This window comes from Pseudomonas sp. UYIF39 (assembly GCF_029963765.1).
GTDB lineage: Bacteria > Pseudomonadota > Gammaproteobacteria > Pseudomonadales > Pseudomonadaceae > Aquipseudomonas.
Map to the genome: position 1 here is coordinate 1 of NZ_JALBYU010000014.1, position 22276 is coordinate 22276.

General features: G+C 58.9%; 20 protein-coding genes and 1 pseudogene. 7 read left to right on the plus strand and 14 right to left on the minus strand.

The features are described from left to right. Positions 1–71: 71 nt before the first annotated feature. Complete coding sequence (gene betB / locus MO767_RS18885; protein ID WP_282481745.1) at positions 72–1544, minus strand: betaine-aldehyde dehydrogenase; 1473 nt, start codon at positions 1542–1544, stop codon at positions 72–74. Positions 1545–1654: 110 nt separating this feature from the next. Next, entirely contained in the window at positions 1655–2248 is a 594-nt protein-coding gene (betI, locus tag MO767_RS18890) for a transcriptional regulator BetI (protein WP_282481746.1), read from the minus strand. A gap of 379 nt (positions 2249–2627) precedes the next feature. On the opposite strand from betI, the gene MO767_RS18895 reads away from it, so the two are divergent. After that, positions 2628–4577, plus strand: coding sequence for a BCCT family transporter (locus MO767_RS18895; protein WP_282481853.1), 1950 nt, complete (start codon positions 2628–2630; stop codon positions 4575–4577). A 286-nt stretch (positions 4578–4863) separates the two neighbouring features. On the opposite strand, the gene choV is transcribed toward MO767_RS18895, so the two are convergent. The 3 genes from choV to MO767_RS18910 form a co-directional block, all read right to left on the minus strand. Beyond that, complete coding sequence (gene choV / locus MO767_RS18900) at positions 4864–6042, minus strand: choline ABC transporter ATP-binding protein (protein WP_282481747.1); 1179 nt, start codon at positions 6040–6042, stop codon at positions 4864–4866. Then, positions 6039–6884 (minus strand): choline ABC transporter permease subunit, encoded by an 846-nt coding sequence (choW, locus tag MO767_RS18905; RefSeq protein ID WP_282380591.1) that lies wholly within the window; start codon positions 6882–6884, stop codon positions 6039–6041. Before choW ends, choV begins: the two co-directional genes overlap by 4 nt. Before the next feature lie 66 nt (positions 6885–6950). Beyond that, positions 6951–7898, minus strand: a complete 948-nt coding sequence (locus MO767_RS18910; RefSeq protein ID WP_046045294.1) for a choline ABC transporter substrate-binding protein — start codon at positions 7896–7898, stop codon at positions 6951–6953. Between the two features lie 435 nt (positions 7899–8333). Here MO767_RS18910 and MO767_RS18915 point away from each other — a divergent pair, with 435 nt between their 5' ends. Beyond that, entirely contained in the window at positions 8334–9710 is a 1377-nt protein-coding gene (locus MO767_RS18915) for an L-serine ammonia-lyase (protein WP_046045295.1), read from the plus strand. 524 nt (positions 9711–10234) lie between these two features. Continuing rightward, positions 10235–11338, plus strand: a complete 1104-nt coding sequence (locus MO767_RS18920; RefSeq protein ID WP_123368585.1) for a GlxA family transcriptional regulator — start codon at positions 10235–10237, stop codon at positions 11336–11338. Between the two features lie 102 nt (positions 11339–11440). Here MO767_RS18920 and MO767_RS18925 read toward each other — a convergent pair whose 3' ends face one another. The 6 genes from MO767_RS18925 to choX form a co-directional block, all read right to left on the minus strand. Further along, positions 11441–11704, minus strand: coding sequence for a hypothetical protein (locus MO767_RS18925; protein ID WP_282481748.1), 264 nt, complete (start codon positions 11702–11704; stop codon positions 11441–11443). 259 nt (positions 11705–11963) lie between these two features. Then, positions 11964–13127: a gamma-butyrobetaine dioxygenase gene (locus tag MO767_RS18930; protein ID WP_282481749.1), complete on the minus strand. Its 1164-nt coding sequence runs from the start codon at positions 13125–13127 to the stop codon at positions 11964–11966. A gap of 14 nt (positions 13128–13141) precedes the next feature. Then, complete coding sequence (locus MO767_RS18935; RefSeq protein ID WP_282481750.1) at positions 13142–13618, minus strand: thioesterase family protein; 477 nt, start codon at positions 13616–13618, stop codon at positions 13142–13144. A 152-nt stretch (positions 13619–13770) separates the two neighbouring features. Further along, the gene (locus tag MO767_RS18940; protein ID WP_102614905.1) at positions 13771–14736 is read right to left on the minus strand and encodes an L-carnitine dehydrogenase; all 966 of its coding nucleotides are present in this window, start codon (positions 14734–14736) and stop codon (positions 13771–13773) included. A 143-nt stretch (positions 14737–14879) separates the two neighbouring features. Then, a complete protein-coding gene (locus MO767_RS18945; RefSeq protein WP_282481751.1) occupies positions 14880–15767 on the minus strand; it encodes a 3-keto-5-aminohexanoate cleavage protein in 888 nt (295 codons plus the stop codon). Positions 15768–15841: 74 nt separating this feature from the next. Further along, a complete protein-coding gene (gene choX / locus MO767_RS18950; protein WP_282481752.1) occupies positions 15842–16786 on the minus strand; it encodes a choline ABC transporter substrate-binding protein in 945 nt (314 codons plus the stop codon). Positions 16787–16995: 209 nt separating this feature from the next. Here choX and MO767_RS18955 point away from each other — a divergent pair, with 209 nt between their 5' ends. Further along, complete coding sequence (locus tag MO767_RS18955) at positions 16996–17955, plus strand: GlxA family transcriptional regulator (protein WP_282481753.1); 960 nt, start codon at positions 16996–16998, stop codon at positions 17953–17955. A gap of 121 nt (positions 17956–18076) precedes the next feature. Here MO767_RS18955 and MO767_RS18960 read toward each other — a convergent pair whose 3' ends face one another. Beyond that, positions 18077–18493 carry a DUF3010 family protein gene (locus MO767_RS18960; RefSeq protein ID WP_282481754.1) on the minus strand — a complete coding sequence of 139 codons (417 nt, stop codon included), beginning with the start codon at positions 18491–18493 and terminating at the stop codon, positions 18077–18079. A gap of 224 nt (positions 18494–18717) precedes the next feature. Between MO767_RS18960 and MO767_RS18965 the strand changes: the two genes are divergently transcribed. After that, complete coding sequence (locus MO767_RS18965; protein WP_282481755.1) at positions 18718–19689, plus strand: tyrosinase family protein; 972 nt, start codon at positions 18718–18720, stop codon at positions 19687–19689. A 123-nt stretch (positions 19690–19812) separates the two neighbouring features. Here MO767_RS18965 and MO767_RS18970 read toward each other — a convergent pair. Continuing rightward, positions 19813–20066, minus strand: a pseudogene (locus MO767_RS18970) (helix-turn-helix transcriptional regulator); the annotation flags it as partial. A gap of 134 nt (positions 20067–20200) precedes the next feature. Here MO767_RS18970 and MO767_RS18975 point away from each other — a divergent pair. Both MO767_RS18975 and MO767_RS18980 read left to right on the plus strand, forming a co-directional pair. Then, complete coding sequence (locus MO767_RS18975) at positions 20201–20497, plus strand: helix-turn-helix transcriptional regulator (protein ID WP_282481756.1); 297 nt, start codon at positions 20201–20203, stop codon at positions 20495–20497. Continuing rightward, complete coding sequence (locus tag MO767_RS18980) at positions 20494–21732, plus strand: type II toxin-antitoxin system HipA family toxin (protein WP_282481757.1); 1239 nt, start codon at positions 20494–20496, stop codon at positions 21730–21732. The genes MO767_RS18975 and MO767_RS18980 overlap by 4 nt, the downstream gene beginning before the upstream one ends. A gap of 4 nt (positions 21733–21736) precedes the next feature. On the opposite strand, the gene MO767_RS18985 is transcribed toward MO767_RS18980, so the two are convergent. Then, positions 21737–22138: a lysozyme inhibitor LprI family protein gene (locus tag MO767_RS18985; protein ID WP_282481758.1), complete on the minus strand. Its 402-nt coding sequence runs from the start codon at positions 22136–22138 to the stop codon at positions 21737–21739. Positions 22139–22276: the final 138 nt, after the last annotated feature.

Here is a 22276-nt window from a genome sequence, read left to right on the forward strand (position 1 = left end):
TGGGGGCGGTCCTGCGGACACGCAACGCAGCCTCGTGCCTCGGCAGCTGCTACAGAGTTTTCAGCCGGGGCTTAGAAAACCGAGGCGTAATCGCCCAGTTCGACCTGTACCGATTTGATGCGTGTGAAGTTGTTCAGCGAGCTGATGCCGTTCTCACGACCCACGCCCGACTGCTTGTAGCCGCCAACCGGCATCTTGGCGTCGGATTCGCCCCAGGCGTTGATCCAGCAGATACCGGCTTCCAGTTGATGAATCACGCGGTGAGCGCGGTTCAGGTCTTTGGTGACGACGCCAGCGGCCAGGCCGAAGTCGGTGTCGTTGGCGCGACGGATCACTTCTTCTTCAGTTTCGTAGGTCAGGATGCTCATCACCGGGCCGAAGATTTCTTCGCGAACGATGGTCATCTCGTCGGTGCAGTCGGTGAACACGGTCGGTGCCACGAACGCGCCTTTGGCGAATTCGCCTTCGGTCAGACGGCTGCCGCCGCACAGAACGCGAGCGCCTTCTTCCTTACCTTTGGCGATGTAACCCAGCACGCTTTCCATGTGGGCGAAGCTGACCAGAGGACCGAAGTTGGTGTTCTCGTCTTGCGGGTTGCCGACGCGGATGCGCGCAACGCGCTCAACGATCTTGGCTTCGAAAGCGGCTTTCAGGTGGCTCGGCACGAACACGCGAGTGCCGTTGGTGCAGACCTGACCGGAGCTGTAGAAGTTGGCCATCATGGCGGTGTCGGCGGCGCGATCGAGGTCGGCGTCGTCGAAGATGATCAGCGGGGATTTGCCGCCCAGTTCCATGGTCACGTCTTTCAGCGACGAAGCGGAAGCGCTGGCCATGACCTTCTTGCCGGTGTCGGTGCCGCCGGTGAAGGAGATTTTTTCGATGCGTGGGTGTTCGGTCAGCCAGGTGCCGACTTCACGGCCGCTGCCGGTCAGCACGTTGAACACGCCAGCCGGAACGCCGGCTTCGGTGTAGATCTCGGCCAGTTTCAGCGTGGTCAGGGAAGTGACTTCGCTAGGCTTGAAGATCATCGCGTTACCGGCCGCCAGGGCAGGGGCGGATTTCCACAGGGCGATCTGGATCGGGTAGTTCCACGCGCCGATACCGGCTACGACGCCCAACGGCTCGCGACGGGTGTAGACGAAAGAAGTGGTGCGCAGCGGGATTTGCTCGCCTTCGATGGCCGGAACCAGACCTGCGTAGTACTCCAGCACGTCAGCGCCGGTGACGATGTCGACGTACTTGGTTTCGGAGAACGACTTGCCGGTGTCCAGGGTTTCCAGAGCGGCCAGTTCATCGTTGCGCTCGCGCAGGATGTCGACGGCACGACGCAGGATGCGCGAACGCTCCATGGCGGTCATGGCGGCCCAGATTTTCTGACCTTTTTCGGCGCTGACCACCGCGCGCTCAACGTCGTCCTTGGTCGCACGTTGTACGGTTGCGAGGACTTCACCGTTTGCCGGGTTGATGGCTTCGAAGGTGGCGTCGCTGCTGGCGTCGGAGTAACCGCCATCGATGTAAAGTTTTTGCAGTTCGAAACGGGCCATAGTGTCCTCGCAAGTGCATAAGTGGTTGGCGTAGGCCACTGGGGTGATGCCATATGGTTGTGGCAACACCGATCAGCAGCAGTTCAGGGGCTGAGCGTTTTATGTGTGCTCTAACTCACCTGCTTGGCCAATTGGAAATCCATGTATTCGTAAGCGATCTGTTGCGCCTGCCCGGTGTCGAAAGCATCTCCCGACAGCGCGCCGCGCAACCACAAACCGTCAATGAGGGCTGCCAGACCTCGGGCTGCACTGCGCGCTTGATCAAGCGGCAATACACGGCGGAACTGGCAGCACAGGTTGGAATACAGACGGTGATCGTTGATCCGCTGCAACCTGTGCAATGACGGCTGGTGCATGCTGGTGGCCCAGAAGGCCAGCCAGGTTTTCATTGCCGGGCCATTGACCTGGCTGGCGTCGAAGTTGCCTTCGATAATCACCTGCAGATGCTCCCGTGGGCTGTCATCTGCCAGCGCTTGGCGGCGCGCGGTGACGTTCTCGCTGAGGACGCTCATCAGATACCGCATCGTGGCGGCGATCAGGCCGTTCTTGTCCTGAAAATAGTGACTGATGATGCCATTCGAGACACCGGCCAAACGGGCGATCAGCGCAATGCTGGCGTCCCCCATTCCGACCTGATCTACCGCCTGCAATGTGGCTTCGATCAACTGCTGGCGGCGGATGGGTTGCATACCGACCTTGGGCATCTTGCACATCTCCTTAGGCCTTCCGGCGGACGTAAAACGTCTATCGGCTTAAAGGCCAGTCTATTTTGTTTTGATTGAACGTTCAATCAACAAAGAATAAGATCTGCGACAATTCGTCGCTGCCTACAGGTTTTTCCTACGTGTAGTTGGCGGAAAAACGACATCCGAAAACGCTCGAACCCCACGCGCACCGGCGCTCCCGGGCTTCGGGCTTTTTTCGGGGTGTCTTTATATCACCCGCTGGTCGGCTGCCAACCAACCGATTGGTCGGGTATCGCGTTGCCTTGTGTTCTTCTCCCGCACTGCCCGGAGCATCTGTGCCATGAGTTCTGCCTCTCTTATAAAGACCCCACCCGAGAAGGTGACGGTCAACGGTTGGGTGTTTTACACCTCTACCGCGTTGATCCTGTTGTTGACCGCCATTCTGATCATCGCCCCGCAAGAGGCCGGCAGATTGCTCGGTATTGCCCAGGCCTGGTTGTCCCGCAGCTTCGGCTGGTACTACATGGTAGTGATCGCCGCTTACCTGGTCTTCGTGGTCGGCCTGGCGTTTTCGTCCTACGGCAAGCTCAAGTTGGGCAGCAAGGACGACACTCCTGACTTCAGCTACGGCGCCTGGGCGGGGATGCTGTTCTCGTCGGGTATCGGCATTTCGCTGTTGTACTTCGGTGCCTCCGAGCCGCTGGACCATTACTTCAATCCGCCGGAAGGCGTTGCCGGCAGCAACCTCGCTGCACGTCAGGCGGTTCAGCTGACGTTCCTGCACTGGGGCCTGCATGGCTGGGCGATCTACGCATTGGTCGGTCTGGCCGTGGCGTACTTTGCTTACCGTCATAACCAGCCGCTGGCGTTGCGTTCGGCGCTGTATCCGCTGGTGGGTGAGCGTTGGGTCAAAGGCGCGGCGGGTCACGCGGTGGACGGCTTCGGCATGTTCGTGACACTGCTGGGTCTGGTGACGAACCTGGGGATTGGTTCGCTGCAGGTGTCGTCGGGGCTTGAAAACCTGTTCGGCATGGAACACAACAATACCAATCTGCTGATCGTGATCATCGTGATGAGCACCGTGGCAACTATCGCGGCAGTGTCCGGCGTGGAAAACGGTATTCGCCGTCTGTCCAACCTGAACATCGTGCTGTTCAGTGGCCTGCTGATTTTCGTGTTGCTGTTCGGCCCGACCCTGCACTTGCTTAACGGCTTCGTGCAAAACGTCGGCGACTACCTGAACGGCGTGGTGCTGAAGACTTTCGACCTCTATGTGTACGAAGGCGACAGCGAGAAGTCTGACCGCTGGTTGGGCCTGTGGACCCTGTTCTACTGGGCCTGGTGGATTTCCTGGGCCCCATTCGTCGGCATGTTCATCGCGCGTATTTCCCGTGGTCGCACGGTGCGTGAACTGGTAGCCGGCGTGCTGCTGATTCCACTGGGTTTCACCCTGGCATGGTTGTCGATCTTCGGTAACTCGGCCCTGGACCTGGTGATGAACCATGGGGCGGTGGAGCTCGGGAAGACGGCGCTTGAACAGCCGTCGATGGCGATCTACCAACTGCTTGAACACTACCCGGCGTCGAAAATCGTGATCGGCGTGTCGATCTTTGTCGGCTTCGTGCTGTTCCTGACCCCGGCGGATTCCGGCGCGGTGATGATGGCCAACCTTTCCTGCAAGGGCGGTAACGTCGACGAAGACGCCCCGCACTGGCTGCGGATCTTCTGGTCGGCAGTGATCACGCTGGTGACCATCGGCCTGCTGTTCGCCGGTAACTTCGAAGCCATGCAAACCATGGTGGTGCTCGCCGGTCTGCCGTTCTCGGTGGTGCTGGTGTTCTTCATGTTTGGCCTGCACAAGGCCATGCGCCAGGACGTGCAGATCGAACAGGAGCAAGCGGAGCTGGCTGCGCGCGGTCGTCGTGGTTTCAGCGAGCGTTTGACGCAGCTGGACTTGCAGCCGAATCAGTCGATTGTTCAGCGTTTCATGGACAAGCAAGTCAGCCCGGCGCTGGAAGAGGCCGTGGTGCAATTGCGTGGCAAGGGTCTGGACGTGCAAACGTTGCTGGGCAAGGCCAAGCGTTGCATGGGCCTGCGGATCGAGATGGAAGAGGGCAACCCTTTTGTCTACGAAGTAAGCCTGGACGGCTATCTGGCGGCGGCGAGCGACACGGTGTCGGCTGAAAGTGCTGATGAACCGCGTGCACGTTACTACCGCGCCGAGGTGTACTTGCACAACGGCAGCCAGGACTACGACCTGATGGGCTTCACTTCGGATCAGATCACCCGTGACGTGCTCGATCAGTTTGAAAGCCATCGGCAGCTCCTTGGCCGTGTCTATAGCTGAGACTTGAGGTGATGCGGTGCAGTGAATGCACCGCAGCTCTTATTGTGGTGAGGGATTTCTGTGGTGAGGGGATTTATCCCCGTTGGGCAGCGAAGCGGCCCCAAACCAGACACCGCGGTACATCAGATGAATCGCGCTGGCCGGTTTTACGACTGCTGCGCAGCCGAACGGGGATAAATCCCCTCGCCACAGAGATCCCCTCACCACTGTGGTCTGTGTTCACTGTCAAATATCTGCACTAACAAAAACGCCGCGATCCTCTCGCGGCGTTTTTGTGTGTGTTGCCTTACCCCAGATTCTTGCCGAGCAGTGCGTGATACAGCTCACTGTCCCCGAGAATCCCGACCACCTTGTTGTTGTCGTGCAGCACCAGTTTGTTGCCGGTCTGGTAACGAATCTGCAGCGCTTCGCGCATGCCGATGTTCGAATCCACTACCGTTGGCCGACGACCCAACCCTTCTACCGCTTGACCCGGCACCCAGTTCTGCAGATCCAGGCTTGCGCCGTTCTGACGAGCGCCCTTGATGGTGTTGCCTTCCGCCAGGTCCAGCCACGAATCGCCGCCCGGATCCAGGCACACCGAACCGTTGATGCGTTTGCAGTTGTCCAGGGTGCGCATCAGGCTGCGACCGCACAGTACGTTCAGCGGGTTGGTGTGGGCCACGAAGGTCCGCACGTAATCGTCCGCAGGGTTCAACACGATCTCTTCCGGCACGCTGTACTGAACAATGCGGCCGTCTTTCATGATTGCGATACGGCTGCCGAGCTTCAGGGCTTCATCGAGGTCGTGGCTCACGAATACGATGGTTTTGTTCAGCTTGCTTTGCAGTTCCAGCAGTTCGTCTTGCAGGCCTTGGCGGATCAGCGGGTCGAGGGCCGAGAACGGTTCGTCCATCAGCAGGATGTCGGCATCCATCGCCAGCGCGCGGGCCAGGCCCACACGTTGCTGCATGCCGCCGGAGAGCTCGTCGGGCTTCTTGTTGCGCCACTGGGTCAGGCCCACCAGCTCAAGCTTCTCGTCCACCAGTTTGCGGCGTTCTTTCTCAGGACGACCCTGCATTTCGAGGCCGAAACTGATGTTCTCGCGAACGGTCAGCCAAGGCATCAGGGCGAACTTCTGGAACACCATCGCAATGCGCTTGGTGCGCATCATTTTCAGTTCCGCCGGGGTGCAGGAAGCGATGTCGATCTGCTTGCCTTCGTGCTCGACGAACAGCTTGCCGCGGCTGACGGTGTTGAGGCCGTTGATGCAACGCAGCAAGCTGGACTTGCCAGAGCCGGACAGGCCCATCAGTACACAGATTTCACCCTTTTTGACGTCCAGGCTGGCCTTTTCAACGCCAACAATCTGCCCGGTCTTTTTCAGGATCTGGTCACGGGTCATGCCCTGGTCGAGGAGTTTCAGGGCCTCGCGCGGGTCTTTGGAGAAGATTACATCGACGTCTTCGAAGCGAATAATGCTCATGCGTCACCCCCTACTTTGGCTTCGGGTTGTTTGCAGATACGGTCGAGCATGATCGCCAGCAGTACGATCGCCAGGCCCGCTTCGAAGCCCAGGGCGATATCAGCAGTGTTCAGTGCATTGACCACGGGTTTGCCCAGGCCGTCGGCGCCTACCAGTGCCGCGATCACCACCATCGACAACGACAGCATGATGCACTGGGTGATACCGGCCGCGATGCTTGGCATGGCGTAGGGCAGTTCGATGCGTGCGAGCAGTTGACGACGCGAGCAGCCGAAGGCTTTGCCGGCGTCCATCAATTCTGCGGGAACATCGCGAATACCCAGGTAAGTCAGGCGGATAGGTGCGGCAATCGCGAACACCACCGTAGAAATCAGACCCGGGACCACACCCAGACCGAAGAGGGTCAGGGTAGGAATGAGGTACACGAAGGTCGGTACGGTCTGCATCAGATCGAGCACCGGACGCATCAGTGTGTAAAACATCGGTTTATGCGCGGCGACAATGCCCAACGGCACGCCGATGACCACGCAGACCAGGGTGGCGAACAACACCTGGGCAAGGGTTTCCATGGTTTCCTGCCAGTACCCCAGATTGAGGATCAGCAGGAAGGAGGCGATGACAAAAACGGTCAGGCCCCACTTTCGTTGAATGAAGTGTGCCAGTAGTGCGATGAGGCCGATCAATGCCAGCGGGTTGAACCAGGTCAGCGCAAAAGTCACACCGTGGATCATCGTTTCCAGTGACACGGCGATTGCGTCGAAGGTGTTGGCGCCGTGTTGCGTCAACCATTCAACGAAGCCCGCGATGTACTGGCCTAAAGGTATTTTCTGATCAATCAGCATGGTAGTGAACGTCCGCATGCAAGGAAATAAACAGCCCGGGCGAGCGAACTCGCCCGGCGTAAGCGATTACTGCGCGAGCTTGGCTTTCACGGCCTCCAGGCCTGGTTTACCGTCAATGGTGGTCACGCCAGCGAGCCAGGTATCGAGGACCTGTGGATTCTTTTTCAGCCAGGCCTTGGCGGCCGCGTCAGGCTTCATTTTGTCGTCCAGGACGTTGCCCATCAGGGTGCTTTCCATGTTCAGCGTGAACTGCAGGTTTTTCAGCAGCTGACCGACGTTACTGCATTCCTGCGCATAGCCCTTGCGGGTGTTGGTGTAGATGGTTGCCTGGCCGAAGTTCGGGCCGAAATAGTCGTCACCGCCGGTCAGGTACTTCATCTTGAAACGCGTGTTCATCGGGTGTGGTTCCCAGCCCAGGAACACCACGGCGGTGTTGCGGCGCTGGGCGCGATCGACTTGCGAGAGCATGCCTGCCTCGCTGGACTCGACCACCTTGAAGCCGGCGTCTTTCAAGCCGAAGGCGTTCTTGTCGATCATGCTCTGGATCAGGCGGTTGCCGTCGTTGCCTGGTTCGATACCGTAGATCTTGCCGTCGAGTTCTTTCTTGAACTTGGCGATGTCGGCGAAATCTTTCAGACCTTTGTTATACAACTCTTCGGGGACGGCGAGTGTGTATTTTGCGTTTTCCAGGTTGGCGCGCAGGGTGTCCACGGTGCCGGCATCGCGGTAGGCCTTGATGTCGTTTTCCATGGTTGGCATCCAGTTACCCAGGAATACGTCCATGTTCTTGCCGTCGGCCAGGGACTTGTAGGTCACCGGTACGGAAATCATCGTGGTTTTGGTCTTGTAGCCGAGGGCATCGAGGACGACGCTGGTGGTGGCGGTGGTGACAGTGATGTCGGTCCAGCCGACATCGGAGAAGTTTACGGTGCTGCACTGAGCGGGTTCTGCGGCTTGAGCCAATAACGGCAGACTCAGCATGGCGGCCAACAACAACGACGGGGAACCTTTCATGGATGGACTCCTGGGTGTTTTTTTTGGCAGTGTTCCGACTGGACCACCGCACTTATAGGTTGCGGTTGGATGGCGTTTTGGAGACATCTCTACCACGGCGCCTTGCAATCGAGTCGATACGATCATGTACCAGTGAAAATCTGACGCCTACAGGGTGCGTCGTAACCAGTACAGGGATGGTCGCATCCAGTGTCGGTGACGTCGTTTACAGCTTTTTTCAGCCCCCTTTAACCCTCTGATCCGCAAAAAAACGGCGAAAACGCTGCGTAAAACGCTCGCGGCGTTAGTGGGCATGAGTGCGTCGGTGTGAGACGTCGAACGACATGACAAAAGCCTGATGATGCGGCCATCTCGGCGGATTGCAGCTTGAGCGTAGCAGCTCCGTCACTGGGCGCTTTTGCGTCTGGAGTTGGCACATCCAGGAGTTCGGCAGTAATGGCTATCAGTGTTTTCGACCTGTTCAAAATTGGCATCGGCCCTTCCAGTTCGCACACCGTGGGACCCATGCGGGCCGCCGCGCTGTTCGTGCAAGGTTTGCGTGAGCAGGGTCTTTTGGAACAAGTACGGCGCGTCGAAGTTCAGCTTTATGGTTCTTTATCGGCCACCGGCATCGGTCACGGCAGCGACAACGCAGTGATCATGGGGCTGATGGGCGAGTGGCCGGACGCGATCGATCCGTCGCAAATCGGCATTCGCATCGAAACCCTGCGCGAAACCCACACGCTGTTGCTCGATGGTCGTTTGTCGGTCCCGTTCATCTGGGCCCGGGACATGCGGCTGATCGACGAGAACCTGCCGTTCCACCCCAACGCCATGACGCTGATCGTCGAAGGTGATGACGGCGAGCTGCATCGCGACACCTACTACTCCATCGGCGGCGGTTTTGTCGTCGATGAAGCACAAGCCTCCAGCGGTGTGGTGGACCTGGATCGCACGGTGTTGCCGTACGATTTTTCCAGTGCCGCCGAGCTGCTCAGCCTCTGTAAGCAGCACAACCTGCGCGTCGCCGAATTGATGATGGCCAACGAGAAGGTATGGCGCAGCGAAGAGGAAATCCGCGCCGGCCTGATGACACTCTGGCGCGCCATGCAGGATTGCGTCGAACAAGGCCTCAAGCACGAAGGCATCTTGCCCGGCGGCCTGAATGTGCGTCGTCGCGCGGCCAAACTGCACCGCAGCCTGCAAGAACTGAACAAGCCTAATGTGATCGGCTCGACCTTGAGCGCCATGGAGTGGGTCAACCTGTTCGCCCTGGCGGTCAACGAAGAAAACGCGGCTGGCGGGCGCATGGTGACGGCACCGACCAATGGCGCGGCGGGGATCATTCCGGCGGTGCTGCACTACTTTATGAAGTTCAGCGAGGTGGTGACCGACGCCAACGTGGTCGACTATTTCCTCAGTGCGGCAGCGGTCGGGATTCTGTGCAAAAAGAACGCTTCGATTTCCGGTGCGGAAGTCGGTTGCCAGGGCGAGGTTGGTTCGGCTTGCGCCATGGCGGCGGCCGGGCTGGCGGAGATTCTGGGTGCCACACCGGAGCAGCTGTGTAACGCGGCGGAAATCGGTCTGGAACACAACCTTGGCCTGACCTGCGACCCGGTGGGTGGGCTGGTGCAAGTGCCGTGCATCGAGCGCAATGCGATTGCCGCGGTGAAAGCCATCAACGCGGCGCAGATGGCGCTGCGTGGCGACGGTCAGCACTTTATCTCGCTGGATCGGGTGATCCGCACGATGCGTGATACCGGCGCGGACATGCATGACAAATATAAAGAGACATCGCGCGGTGGGTTGGCGGTTAGCGCGGTTGAGTGCTGAGACCGCGTCGCCTGCATCGCGAGCAAGCTCGCTCCCACATTTGATCTGCGTCGTTCGCAAATCCAGTGTGGGAGCGAGCTTGCTCGCGATAGCGTCAGACCAGTCAAAACTGCGCGCTAAGTGAGCACCGGAATCAAAACGCGCCACGTTTTGGCGCGTCGCTTACAGATAAGCCACTTCCTCGAGATCCGGGATCCAAGTTGGCCATTACCGCCTGTCACCTGTGCTTGCGGTGACACTCCTCACCGGGTCGCTGTAGCCCTGTTCCCACAAGTGCTACCGATTTGCTCACGCCCAACGGGGCAGAGCACCTCCCACCGATAATGGCACTTATAACCCCCACTCGCGGCGCGGCTTATATAGACGCGCCGCGACGTCGTTTTCAGGAGTTATTGAACGGCCATTCAACTTTAGGCATGGCATTTGCTCTGTCATTACAAAGCCCGTCTCCCACGCGAGAACGATGGCAATAACAAGAGCCTCCGCCTGAGGCCATCACCCGCTTTGTGTGAGGAGATACCGCGATGACGACGTTCAACTCCGGGGCCCAACCCCAGAACCGTGCGCCTCAATCCATCGGCTTTTTGCTGCTGGACAATTTCACGCTTATTTCTCTGGCCTCCGCAGTAGAACCCCTGCGCATGGCCAACCAACTGTCCGGCCGCGAGCTGTATCGCTGGACCACACTGACCGTCGACGGTGGTCAGGTCTGGGCCAGTGACGGTCTGCAGATCACCCCCGACGCCTCCATGCACAAAGCGCCTCCCATGGACACCATCATTGTCTGTGGCGGTATTGGTATTCAACGCACTGTTACCCGTGAACACGTGTCATGGCTGCAAAGCCAGGCGCGTCAGTCCAAGCGTCTGGGTGCGGTCTGCACCGGTAGCTGGGCCCTGGCCTGCGCCGGTTTGCTGGACGGTTTCGATTGCAGCGTGCACTGGGAATGCCTGGCCGCTATGCAGGAAGCGTTTCCGCGTGTGGCCATGAGCACCCGGTTGTTCACCCTCGACCGTAACCGTTTCACCAGCTCCGGCGGCACCGCGCCGCTGGACATGATGCTGCACCTGATCAGCCGCGATCATGGCCGTGAACTGTCAGCCGCGATCTCGGAAATGTTTGTCTACGAGCGCATCCGCAACGAACAGGATCACCAGCGTGTGCCGCTCAAGCACATGCTCGGCACCAACCAGCCGAAGTTGCAGGAAATCGTCGCGCTGATGGAGGCCAACCTGGAAGAGCCGATCGACCTCGACGAACTGGCGGTGTATGTCGCCGTGTCACGACGTCAGCTGGAGCGGCTGTTCCAGAAATACCTGCACTGCTCGCCATCGCGTTATTACCTGAAGCTGCGCTTGATCCGCGCCCGGCAGCTGCTCAAGCAAACGCCGATGTCGATCATCGAAGTGGCGTCGGTGTGTGGCTTCGTGTCCACGCCGCACTTCTCCAAGTGCTACCGCGAATACTTCGGCATTCCGCCACGTGACGAGCGCGTAGGTTCCAACACCACGCAACAAGTGGCGATGATGCCGCTGCCGCAAGCACTGGTGCTGTCACCGTTGTCCGGACCGTTGTCGGCGTTGAGTCAGGCGCGCAATGAGTCGACGTTCGCCAGCGTAAGGCTCTAGACCGTTGTGGCGAGGGGGCTTGCCCCCGTTGGGTCGCGAAGCGGCCCTAAAAGCTTTACGACTGCTGCGCAGCCGAACGGGGGCAAGCCCCCTCGCCACAGGTCAGGCGCTACGGCTCTGTTGATACTCCGCCAACGCGGGCAGCAATTGCTTTTCGATGGCCTGGCGCACGGCCGGCAGGATGGTCGCGCTGCTGGTGTACATCTGCTTGACCATGGTCCGCAGTTCCATTGCCCGTTCGTTGTTCAAACCCCGTACCGCGCATTCGCAGGCCTGCTCGGCGGTTGCGCCAGGGGGTACTGCAAATCCCAACGCCTTGAGCTGGCCCAACAGGTCTTCCTGGTCAATCAAATCGGCGTGCATCATGACGCAATCCTTCTTCAGGGAACGGTGTCGTGGTTCGATTCTCGTAGGGGTACGGAGTGGCGGCAAGGACGATTTGTCGCAATGGCCGCAATACCTATGAACAGGTCGTTTTCGGCTAACTTGCGCAGGAGGAGAGTGGGCACACTGGGATCAGCTGGCTTCACGAAGGTTTGGTCACCCTCGCGCAACGGCTCCTCAACAGTACCCACCTCTGCCCCGATCCTGTCACGGCTTGATCGGGGTTTTTTTTGGCTGGGATTTAACGCTGCAGGACAAGGATCCGCGACAACAATTCATCACGGTCGACATAGCAACCCTGAAAATGCCGGGCGCCGGTGGCGGGGTCGAAGGCGTTGCGGGCGTGGAGGGTGCGGCGGTTGTCGAAACACCACATTTCGCCGGAGTTTAGCCGCGTCATCACGCGGAATCGCGCTTCCCGGGTCATCGCAATAAAGCGGCGGTAGGCGTGATAGAGCGCGGGCATCTGCTCGACCGACGCATCGAACGGCCCACGCAGAAAATTCGCCATGCGGATTTCCGACACCTGCCCAAAGGCATCCAGCGCGATGATCGGCGCGAGACAGCGGTAGTCGCTGTGGCGGTCTTTGTTGCGGAACTCCACGGGGATTTCGCAAAGGCTTTTGAACGCCTCGGGATCTTCATCGCGCAAGGCTTCGGCAATGGCAAAACCGTCGACGAAAATACTCTCGCCACCCTCGGCGTCATTCACCAGGCAATGCAGAAATTGCAGCCCCGGTTGTAACTCCCGGGTTGGCAGGTCGCTATGCAGCGGCAGGTTGAAAGCGGTGTAGGCATTGCTGTCGGCATCGGCCTTGGATTGCACGTTGAACAACACGCCAAAATTGCTCTCGCGGATGAAGGAAATCCGCTGGGCGATCAACTTCAACGAGCCCGGCTCGGTGGGCACACCGCGGACCTGGGTCAGGCCGATATCGCGCACGGCCAGCAGCCATTGCAGCAAGGCGTCGTTGTCGTTCATCAACGCTTGGTAGTCGAACACCGGCAGCGTCAGGTTGCTGTTCCAGAGCTGGCTTTTGGGCTTGGATGCCCGGCGTTCAGCGCGGGACTCGTCATCGTAGGCGTGGGCCCGTAACCAGCCAGGATCGAAGCGGCTGAGATGGCCGTCCTGCCAATCGATGTGCAGGCAGCCTTCGGCATCAATGCTGATGTGCGAGGGGTTCAGGTTTTCGGCGACGTCGACGATTTCCAGCACTTGCTCGCGGGTTACGGTGTAGACGCACAGCGGGCACGGGCAGTTGTCCCGCAGCCACTGATGATGAAACGGGCTGACACGTTTATCGGCCCACTTCACTTGAATTCGGTCCGCCAGGGTGTATGCGGCGGTCAACGCGCTGATCAACGGGTAGGTACGGAAGTCGGCAAAAGCGGCGGCGGTGTTCAATGGCGATCTCCTTGTTATTTTTTAGGGGGTAACGCGATCACTCGGCCAATGTAGTCGGGGGAGGGAAGGTCGGTTTGCTCGGCGACGATGGCTTGCAGCTTGCTCAAAGTGTCTTCGCTGAACGGTGCGGAGCGCGGCCCGGCGAGGTCGACGTGCAGCAGCATTTGCTCGTTGCCTGCCAGCTCCTTGTCGTCGCCCACCAGATGCAGGCTGTGATAGAGGTGCAGGCGTTTGCTGTCGTGGCCGATGATTTGGGTGTGCACTTCGACGTCGGCGTCGAGCTTCACTTCGTGCAGGTAATTGAGGTGCAGTTCGAGGGTGAACAGCGAATTGCCGCTGGCTTCGCGGTTGTTGCTGTCCATGCCCAGACGATCCATCAGCGCGTCGGTGGCGTAGCTGAAGATGAGCAGGTAGAAGGCGTCGCGCAGGTGGCCGTTGTAATCGACCCATTCGGGGATGATTTTGGTTTGGTAGGTGGTGAGGGTGGGCATGATGAGGGATCCAAATGGTGTGGTGACTGGATGGCGCCCATCGTCGGAACGCCGCCCGGAGCAAGCTCGCTCCCACAGGTTTTACGCGGTCCTTGTGGGAGCGAGCTTGCTCCGGGCGGCGTTCCGACGATGGGGTCGATCCTGCTGGCTCATTACTCGCTGAACGCCATCCCATGCTTCTCTTTGGTGGTTTTCACCGCCTCCAGCACCGCCAGCAAGCAATCATCACGATAGCGCTCCAGCGCCGAAATGCTGTGCGTGCCCAACTGATCACTGGTGCCATCAACCACATCATCAATCAACTTGTCGGTCAGTTCCGGTGCTGGCAGATACGTCCATGGCAACTGCAACGCCGGCCCGAATTGCGCCATGAAGTGCCGCATGCCCGCATCGCCACCCGCCAGGGTGTACGTCAAGAACGTGCCCATGAACGACCAGCGCAGACCCGCGCCAAAACGGATCGCATCATCGATTTCACCGGTGGTCGCCACACCGTCGTTGACCAGGTGCAGCGCTTCACGCCACAACGCTTCGAGCAAGCGGTCGGCGATAAAACCGGGTACTTCCTTGCGCACATGCAGCGGACGCATGCCCAAGGATTCGTAGACTTTCATTGCCGCTTGAACGGCTTCCGGCGCAGTGTTTTTTCCGCCAACCACTTCCACCAACGGCAGCAGGTAAACCGGGTTGAACGGGTGGCCGACGACGCAACGTTCCGGGTGCGTCGAACTCTCGTAAAACTCGCTCGGCAACAGGCCAGAAGTGCTGGAGCCGATCAAGGCATTGGGCTTGGCCGCCGCGCTGATCTTGGCGTGCAGTTCCAATTTCAGGTCCAGTCGCTCAGGGGCGCTTTCCTGAATGAAATCCGCGTCGCGAACGCATTCTTCAATAGTTGCGACAAAGCGCAGCCGATCCTGCGATGCGCCTGGTGCAAGGCCCTGTTTCTCCAAAGCGCCCCAAGCATTGGCGACGCGTTTGCGCAGCGCGGCTTCGGCACCGGGCGCCGGGTCCCAGGCCACCACGTCGAGGCCGTGGGCGAGGGCGCGAGACACCCAACCGCTGCCGATGACACCGCTGCCCAGGGCTGCGAAGGTTTTGATTTCGGTGATAAAGCTCATGGCGACGTCCTAAAGTAATTTCGGTAACCCCTGTAGGAGCGAGGCTTGCCCGCGAAGAGGCCGGTATATCCAACGGATCTCTCGCGGCAGGAAAACCGCCTTCGCGGGCAAGCCTCGCTCCTACAGGGTTTTGTGTTTGGGGTTTAGCCGCGCTTGGTCAGGCCCATTTTTGCCCGGCCTTCCGCCGGCGTCAGAACACGGGCGCCGAGACGGCTGAGGATTTCCGAGGCGCGTTCGACCAGTTGGCCGTTGGTCGCCAGTACGCCTTTGTCCAGCCAGATGTTGTCTTCCAGACCGACCCGCACGTTGCCGCCGAGCAGCACCGCTTGCGCAGCCATCGGCATTTGCATGCGACCGATGCCGAAGCCGGCCCAGACCGCATTGGCCGGCAGGTTGTCGACCATGGCCTTCATGGTGGTGGTATCGGCCGGCGCACCCCACGGGATGCCCAGGCACAGTTGGAACAGCGGGTCGTCGAGCAGGCCTTCCTTGATCATCTGCTTGGCGAACCACAGGTGGCCGGTGTCGAAAATTTCCAGCTCGGCCTTCACGCCCAGCTCTTGAATGCGTTTGGCGCCAGCGCGCAGTTGCGCCGGGGTGGACACGTAAATGGTGTCGCCGTCGCCGAAGTTCAGGGTGCCGCAATCGAGGGTGCAGATTTCCGGCAGTAGCGCTTCAACGTGGGCCAGACGGGTCAGCGGGCCGACCAGGTCGGTGTTCGGGCCGAACTCCATCGGGTTCTCGCCCGCGCCGATTTCCAGGTCGCCGCCCATGCCGGCGGTGAGGTTGACGATGATGTCGACGTCCGCCTCGCGGATGCGCTCCATCACTTCGCGGTACAGCGCTACGTCACGGCTGAATTTGCCGGTTTCGGGGTTACGCACGTGGCAGTGAACGACAGTGGCGCCGGCCTTGGCGGCTTCCACGGCGGCCGCGGCGATTTGTTTCGGGGTGACCGGCACGTGTGGGCTCTTGCTGGTCGTGTCGCCAGCACCGGTGAGTGCGCAGGTGATGATGACGTCGTGGTTCATGAGGCGGGTTCCTTGCAGGCGTGATGATTCCGTTCGCAGCCCGGTCGGGCTGCGAGTCGGTGGTTCAATCGGGTTTATTTGGTCGTCAGTTGCAGGTTTTCAGCGGCTGGCTTGCCATCGAAGGTGGTCACGCCTTCGAGCCAGCGTTGCTTGTCTTGTGGGTGATCCTTCAGCCATTGCTTGGCCGATTCGAAGGCGTCCTTGTGATCCAGCAGCGGCTGCATCATCCGGCTCTCGTCTTCGGCGGTGTACGTCAGGTTGCTCAGCAAACGACCGATGTTCGGGCATTGCTCGGCGTATTTCGGTGCGGTGACGGTCCAGACCGTGGCCATGCCTTCGTTCGGGCCCAGGGCGTCGTCGCTGCCGGTGAGGTACGTCATCTTCACGTTGACGTTCATCGGGTGCGGCGCCCAGCCGAAGAACACCACGGCCTCTTTGCGGCGCACGGCGCGATCCACCGCCGCGAGCATGCCGGCCTCACTGGACTCGACCAGCTGGAACTTGCCGAGGCCAAACTGGTTCTTGGCGATCATCGCCTTGATCTGGGTGTTGGCACCCGAGCCAGGCTCGATGCCGTAAATCTTGCCGCCCAGTTCTTTCTCGAACTTGGCGATGTCGGCGAAGGTTTTCAGGCCCTTGTCGGCGAGATACGTCGGTACGGCCAGAGTGGCGCGGGCGTCTTTCAGGCTTGGCGCCTCAAGCACCTTGACCTGATTGGCCGAGGTGAACGGAGTGATGGTCTGGGTCATCAGCGGGTTCCAGTAGCCCAGGAACAAATCCAGGCGCTGGTCGCGGATCCCGGCAAAGATGATTTGCTGGGAAGCGCTGGTTTGTTTGGTGTTGTAGCCGAGGCCATCGAGCAGGACTTGGGTCATGGCACTGGTGGCGATCACGTCGGTCCAGTTCACGACGCCCATGCGCACGTTCTGGCATGAAGCAGGTTCGGCCGCCATGACGCTGGCGCTCAGGAAAGCGGTACCGCTGAGTGCAAGAACACAGCTGCTGATCAGTCGTTTCATCTCAGGTTCCTCGGCAGTTCGTTATTGTGGGTCCGGTCGTCTTTGTGCGCCGGTGATGCCAAGTTACGCAGCTTGAGGCCCGCTAAAGCGCACTGCGGCGACCAGCTCTTGCACTGCAGCGACCTGCGCTCTTGAATGCCTCTTGCAAGTGGCGTATCAACGTCCACACGCTTCCCGCCCTCTCGTTACCTGCCAGTCGAGTGCGCTCCATGTCCCAGGATTTCTACTTCTTGTTGATGCCGGGTTTCTCGGCGATTGGATTTATCTCGGCCATCGAGCCGTTGCGGGTCGCCAATCGCTTTCGCGGCGAGCTGTACCGCTGGCATGTGCTCAGCACGGACGGCGGGGCGGTGCTGGCGAGCAACGGCATGTCGGTCAACGCCGACGCGGCGCTGGAACCGCTGAAGAAAGGCGCAACGCTATTGGTGGTTGCCGGCTTCGAACCCCTGAAATTCGCAACCCCGGCGCTGGAACACTGGCTGCGCCGCCTGGACAACGAAGGCGTGACCCTCGGCGCCATCGACACCGGCAGTTTCGTCCTCGCCGAAGCCGGCCTGCTCGACGGCCATCGCCTGACCCTGCACTGGGAAGCCATCGACGCCTTCAAGGAGTCCTATCCACAGCTCAGCGTCACTCAGGAGCTGTTCGAGATTGACCGCCGGCGCATCACCTCTGCCGGCGGCACCGCGTCCATCGACCTGATGCTCGACCTCATCAGTCAGGCCCATGGCCCGGAACTGGCGATCCAGGTCAGCGAACAATTCGTACTCGGCCGTATCCGCCCGCGCAAAGACCACCAGCGCATGGAAGTCGCCACGCGTTATGGCATCAGCAACAAGAAGCTCGTACACGTGATCGGCGAGATGGAGCAGCACAGCGAACCGCCGCTGAGCACGCTGGAATTGGCCGAATCGATCAAGGTGACGCGACGGCAGTTGGAGCGATTGTTTCGCCTGCACTTGAACGACACACCGAGCAATTTCTACCTGCGATTAAGGCTGGAGAAGGCACGGCAGTTGTTGCGGCAGACGGACATGAGTGTGCTGGAAGTGAGTATCGCGTGCGGGTTTGAATCGCCGTCGTATTTCACCCGCAGTTACCGGGCGCGGTTTGAACGGTGTCCGCGGGAAGATCGCCGACGGCTGGGTGACGGGCGAGAACTCGTCTGAACACAGAAGATCCCCTGTAGGAGCGAGCCTGCTCGCGATAGCGGTGGATCATTAACATCAACTTGAATGACGGACCGCTATCGCGAGCAGGCTCACTCCCACAGGGGAATCTGCTTGGGTGTTATTTCTTCATCAGGGCAGAACAGGCCGCCTTGTAAGCCTCATGCTGATATTTGTTCAACGTATCCGGCAGTGCAAAGTCGAACTTCTTGTTCTGCGCATTAATCGTCTGCGGCGACAGCAACGTCACCTCGCAACTCTCCAGCAACTGAAAAACGCCCTCAATCTTGAAGGTGGTCGGCCCACCGGCGAATTCGCCTTTCTTGCTGCGCTTCTTGATCGCAATCCGATCGATGGCGTTCTCGCGCACAAACGACGCCACCTGAGCAGCAAACACTTTGACGTTCGCGGCTTCGTCGTCATCGTCGAGGGCAATTTTCTTTGTGGCCAGAGCGACGTGGCTCAACACCTGATCGTCGAGGGAGGCCACGGCGATGATCGCTTCGCTGCCTTTGATTTCGATGCCGCAGATTTTCATGAACTGATGTCCCTATGAGCGAAACGGATGATCTTGATGTTGACGCAGTTGAGGTATGAAGTCATCTCGCAGCGTGGCTGCCGCCAGAGGCTGACCGTTGGTCGGGAGATCGCATTGACCTGTTATTTCTGACAGTAGACGCCGATCAGAGTCTTGCCTATGTTCAATCGACACAGGTTCTTATCAGGGCCATCAGCTCGTTAATCACTCAAGGATCGGGTCAGATGAAACTACGGAAAAATATTCGTTCGTTGACTGACGTTGAAAAGCAGAAATTTGTCGACGCTTGTCTTCAGCTAAAGGCCACGGGGCAATACGATCAGTATGTGCATCAGCATCATCAGGTCATGGTGCCCACCGTTCTACCGCATGAGCCGAATGACCCCGACTACAGAAACGGTGCACATCGAGGTCCCTCATTCCTGCCGTGGCATCGAGCGTTCCTGCTCCAGTTTGAAGCGGACCTTCAGGCCATCGACCCCTCTATCACCATTCCCTACTGGGACTGGACACAAGATGTCGCCGATCCGCTGAATGCTCCTGTGTGGAAAGACGACTTCATGGGCGGCAATGGTGTGAAGAGCGACGACTGGCGAGTGGCGAGCGGTCCGTTTGCCTACAAGAACGGGAAGTGGCACGTCCCGTCATATCCTGATGACGATCTGCCGGGTCCGGGATTGAAGAGGCAGTTCGGCCTGGTGGCGGACTCATTGCCAACCCCTGAAGATTTGCAGATGGCAAAGCGTGAGAGTCTGTATGACACGCCGCCGTACGACTCCAGTCATAGCGTGCGCGGTTTCAGAAACCGCCTGGAGGGCTGGATCACCCAACGAGGCGACCCTCAGGTCAAAACCACGAGTTCCCAGTTACATAATCGGGTTCATCTCTGGGTGGGGGGCAACATGCTGCCGATGACTTCCCCGGATGATCCAGTGTTCTTTCTTCACCACTGTTTCGTCGACAAAGTCTGGGCCGACTGGCAAGCGCGGATGGCTCAAGACAACGATCAATGGGCACCGCACTACGCACCGCTGACAAACGGCCCCGAGGGCCACAATTACAATGACGTGCTCAAGCCCTGGACGCTGAAGATCAGCGAGGTCATGGACATTAAAGCGTTGGATTACGAGTACGAGCAGGCACCAAGCGTGATGGCGATACCTCGGCGAGTTAATAAATCGCCCTTCCTGCCATGACAGGGGCCAAATCAGTAAATCGGCAGGAGGGTCAAAAGACCGCAGCCTGCGGCAGCTCCTGCAGGAGAATGCGTCGGCGTCGGCGTGGGGGTTGCCGAAGGCCGCGATCTTGTTGCTCCATTCTTACAGCCCGAGCTGATTGGCGTTGATGCCAAGCACCGCGGCAATTTTTTCACGGGACGCCTTGCGTGGCTTGGTGGCCGTGTCCTGTTGAGCGAAGGCCGGTTGAGAGATGCCCATGCGTTTGGCCACCTCATCCCGGGTAAGGTTCAAGTGCTCGCGCCAGGCCCGGTCAGGCGTTGCGCCCCGTCGACAATGCGATTTATCACCTCGTGAAGGATCAGGTTGGGCCCAATATTCTGCGCCGCATACTGCGCGATCGTGTATTTTTAAAGTCAAAATATTATCCATTAAATGACAATAATTACTATAAAGGACCATTTATAGACCATTAAAAGAAATTTGTTTCTTGCGCTGCTACACTTCCTCACACTCCAGATGAGGTCGACTCGTGGCCCTTACCCATATTCTCTACTCCCCCGGAGAGATCGCTTTACAGATTGCCGGGAACGCCAAGCGTCTGAGGCTCAGCAAGAACCTTTCGCGGCGCACGCTCGCGCAAAAGTCAGGCGTCCCCGAGTCCAATATCAAGCGCTTTGAGACGACCGGGAAGATCTCTCTGGATGGCTTGTTGCTGATTTCGATCTGCCTCGGGGCGGAGGAGCCGCTGACAAATTTGTTCGCCTCGGCTCAATCGCTGACACTCGAAGAGCTGAAAAACTACGAAAGGGCTCGTGGCCGACAATGAAATCCGTCAACGCACTCAGCGTCATGCTTCAAGGATCACGAGTCGGCGAACTTGTCGCAATTACTCGTCAGGGTGTGTTCTTTTCTTATGATCCGGGCTGGTTGGCGAAAGGATTCAACCTTGCGCCGTTTCATATGGATTTCTCGGTAAAACCCCAGAGGGCGGCTGATCCGATGCTGTTCGACGGCCTGCACGGTGCCTTCAACGATTCGTTGCCCGATGGCTGGGGATCGCTGCTCATGGATCGATTCTTCCGAAGTCAGTTGAGAATCGAGCGCCACGCGATCGGACCACTGGATCGTCTGGCCTATATGGGCAACCGAAGCATGGGGGCGCTTGAGTATGTGCCGATGTTGGAAACCATTGAAGCTGACGAAGACCTCGATCTGGCCGCCCTCTATGAAGCATCACAAACGATACTTTCAGGCAGCGCTGACGAGGTCATCAATTCTCTGCGACTGGCGGGTGGGTCCCCCGGTGGTGCTCGGCCCAAAGCAGTGATTGGTCTGTCGCCGGACAAATGCCGCGCTGTTTCGTCATTCGGTGAAATGCCCAAGGGTTATGAGCACTGGTTGATCAAGTTTCGCTGCGAAGAAGAGCATCGTGATAGCGGCGCTATTGAGCAGGCTTATGCTCTGATAGCCCATCGGGCAGGGGTCGAAATTTCCGAGTCGAAGCTTTTTCAGGTAGAAACCAACAAGGGGGTCGAGCAATTCTTCGCCACGAAACGCTTCGATCGAGAAGTAGGTTCCAAGCGCCACATGCTTACAGCTGCGGCGATTCTATATGCTGACTTCCGTGCGCCAAGCCTCGATTACAGTGATTTACTGCGAGCGACCTGGGCAATGACCAGGGATGCGACCGAGGTCGAGAAAATGACCAGATTGATGGTCTTCAACGCTCTCGCTCATAACCACGACGATCACGCGAAGAACTTCTCGTTTTTTGGCGGCAAGGACGGCTGGAAAATGGCTCCGGCTTACGACCTGACCTTTTCCAGTACAGCAGGACGCGGCAATGAACACACCACTGCATTCGCGGGAAAAGGCATACCCACACGCAAGGCTCTTATTGAGGTGTGCAAGACTTTCAGTTTCCTTGACCCCGAACGCTACATCGAACAGACGCTGGATGCTTTTTCCGGGTGGGTTATCTGTTGCGACAATCTGGAGATCGATAAAGCGGCGAGCAAAAAAATGCTGACCGCTCTTGAGTCAGTGTGGCAGGCACTCTGACGTCTCACTCCTGCCCAATCGACTCCAAAAACTCCGACCGCTCGTCACTCATCCGCGCCACGCAATCATTCTGCGCAATGGTGAACGCCTTGCTACCGGTCGTCGCCGGAAACGCCTCAACCGCGCAATCGGAATCTCGGGTCTTCAGCCACTGCTGTTGTGCGGCCTTGAGCTTGGCGGTGATGTCGCTCAGTTGCGCCGGGTTCTTGCTGTAGGCCGTTTGCATGCGCTCGTTCAGGCCCTGATAGTTGTCTTTGAGCAACTGTTCGGCGGTGGTTCTGCTGAAGGCCGAGCATTCCAGGGTCTGGACCTCGTTTTCGACTTTGTCGCAGGGGTTGTCGTCGGACTCTTCAGCCGCGTGTACTCCGGTCGCTATCAGTGCCAAAGCCAGGAAGATCGATTTCATTGCGCCGCCGCCCCTTATTCCAGTAAAGCATCCAGTAATGCCGCGAATTCTGGCTCATGCGCAGGCCCTTGAACAGGTGGCCCATGACGTCCGGCGACGACCCTTTGTCGCAGATTGACGCTTTCGGCAAACCCCCTG

Bases quoted from the DNA above. Each gene is read 5' to 3' on its own strand.
- betB (WP_282481745.1), bottom strand. From the start codon at position 1,544: ATGGCCCGTTTCGAACTGCAAAAACTTTACATCGATGGCGGTTACTCC.
- betI (WP_282481746.1), bottom strand. From the start codon at position 2,248: ATGCCCAAGGTCGGTATGCAACCCATCCGCCGCCAGCAGTTGATCGAA.
- choV (WP_282481747.1), bottom strand. From the start codon at position 6,042: ATGAGCATTATTCGCTTCGAAGACGTCGATGTAATCTTCTCCAAAGAC.
- choW (WP_282380591.1), bottom strand. From the start codon at position 6,884: ATGCTGATTGATCAGAAAATACCTTTAGGCCAGTACATCGCGGGCTTC.
- MO767_RS18910 (WP_046045294.1), bottom strand. From the start codon at position 7,898: ATGAAAGGTTCCCCGTCGTTGTTGTTGGCCGCCATGCTGAGTCTGCCG.
- MO767_RS18915 (WP_046045295.1), top strand. From the start codon at position 8,334: ATGGCTATCAGTGTTTTCGACCTGTTCAAAATTGGCATCGGCCCTTCC.
- MO767_RS18920 (WP_123368585.1), top strand. From the start codon at position 10,235: ATGACGACGTTCAACTCCGGGGCCCAACCCCAGAACCGTGCGCCTCAA.
- MO767_RS18925 (WP_282481748.1), bottom strand. From the start codon at position 11,704: ATGATGCACGCCGATTTGATTGACCAGGAAGACCTGTTGGGCCAGCTC.
- MO767_RS18935 (WP_282481750.1), bottom strand. From the start codon at position 13,618: ATGCCCACCCTCACCACCTACCAAACCAAAATCATCCCCGAATGGGTC.
- MO767_RS18940 (WP_102614905.1), bottom strand. From the start codon at position 14,736: ATGAGCTTTATCACCGAAATCAAAACCTTCGCAGCCCTGGGCAGCGGT.
- MO767_RS18945 (WP_282481751.1), bottom strand. From the start codon at position 15,767: ATGAACCACGACGTCATCATCACCTGCGCACTCACCGGTGCTGGCGAC.
- choX (WP_282481752.1), bottom strand. From the start codon at position 16,786: ATGAAACGACTGATCAGCAGCTGTGTTCTTGCACTCAGCGGTACCGCT.
- MO767_RS18955 (WP_282481753.1), top strand. From the start codon at position 16,996: ATGTCCCAGGATTTCTACTTCTTGTTGATGCCGGGTTTCTCGGCGATT.
- MO767_RS18960 (WP_282481754.1), bottom strand. From the start codon at position 18,493: ATGAAAATCTGCGGCATCGAAATCAAAGGCAGCGAAGCGATCATCGCC.
- MO767_RS18965 (WP_282481755.1), top strand. From the start codon at position 18,718: ATGAAACTACGGAAAAATATTCGTTCGTTGACTGACGTTGAAAAGCAG.
- MO767_RS18980 (WP_282481757.1), top strand. From the start codon at position 20,494: ATGAAATCCGTCAACGCACTCAGCGTCATGCTTCAAGGATCACGAGTC.
- MO767_RS18985 (WP_282481758.1), bottom strand. From the start codon at position 22,138: ATGAAATCGATCTTCCTGGCTTTGGCACTGATAGCGACCGGAGTACAC.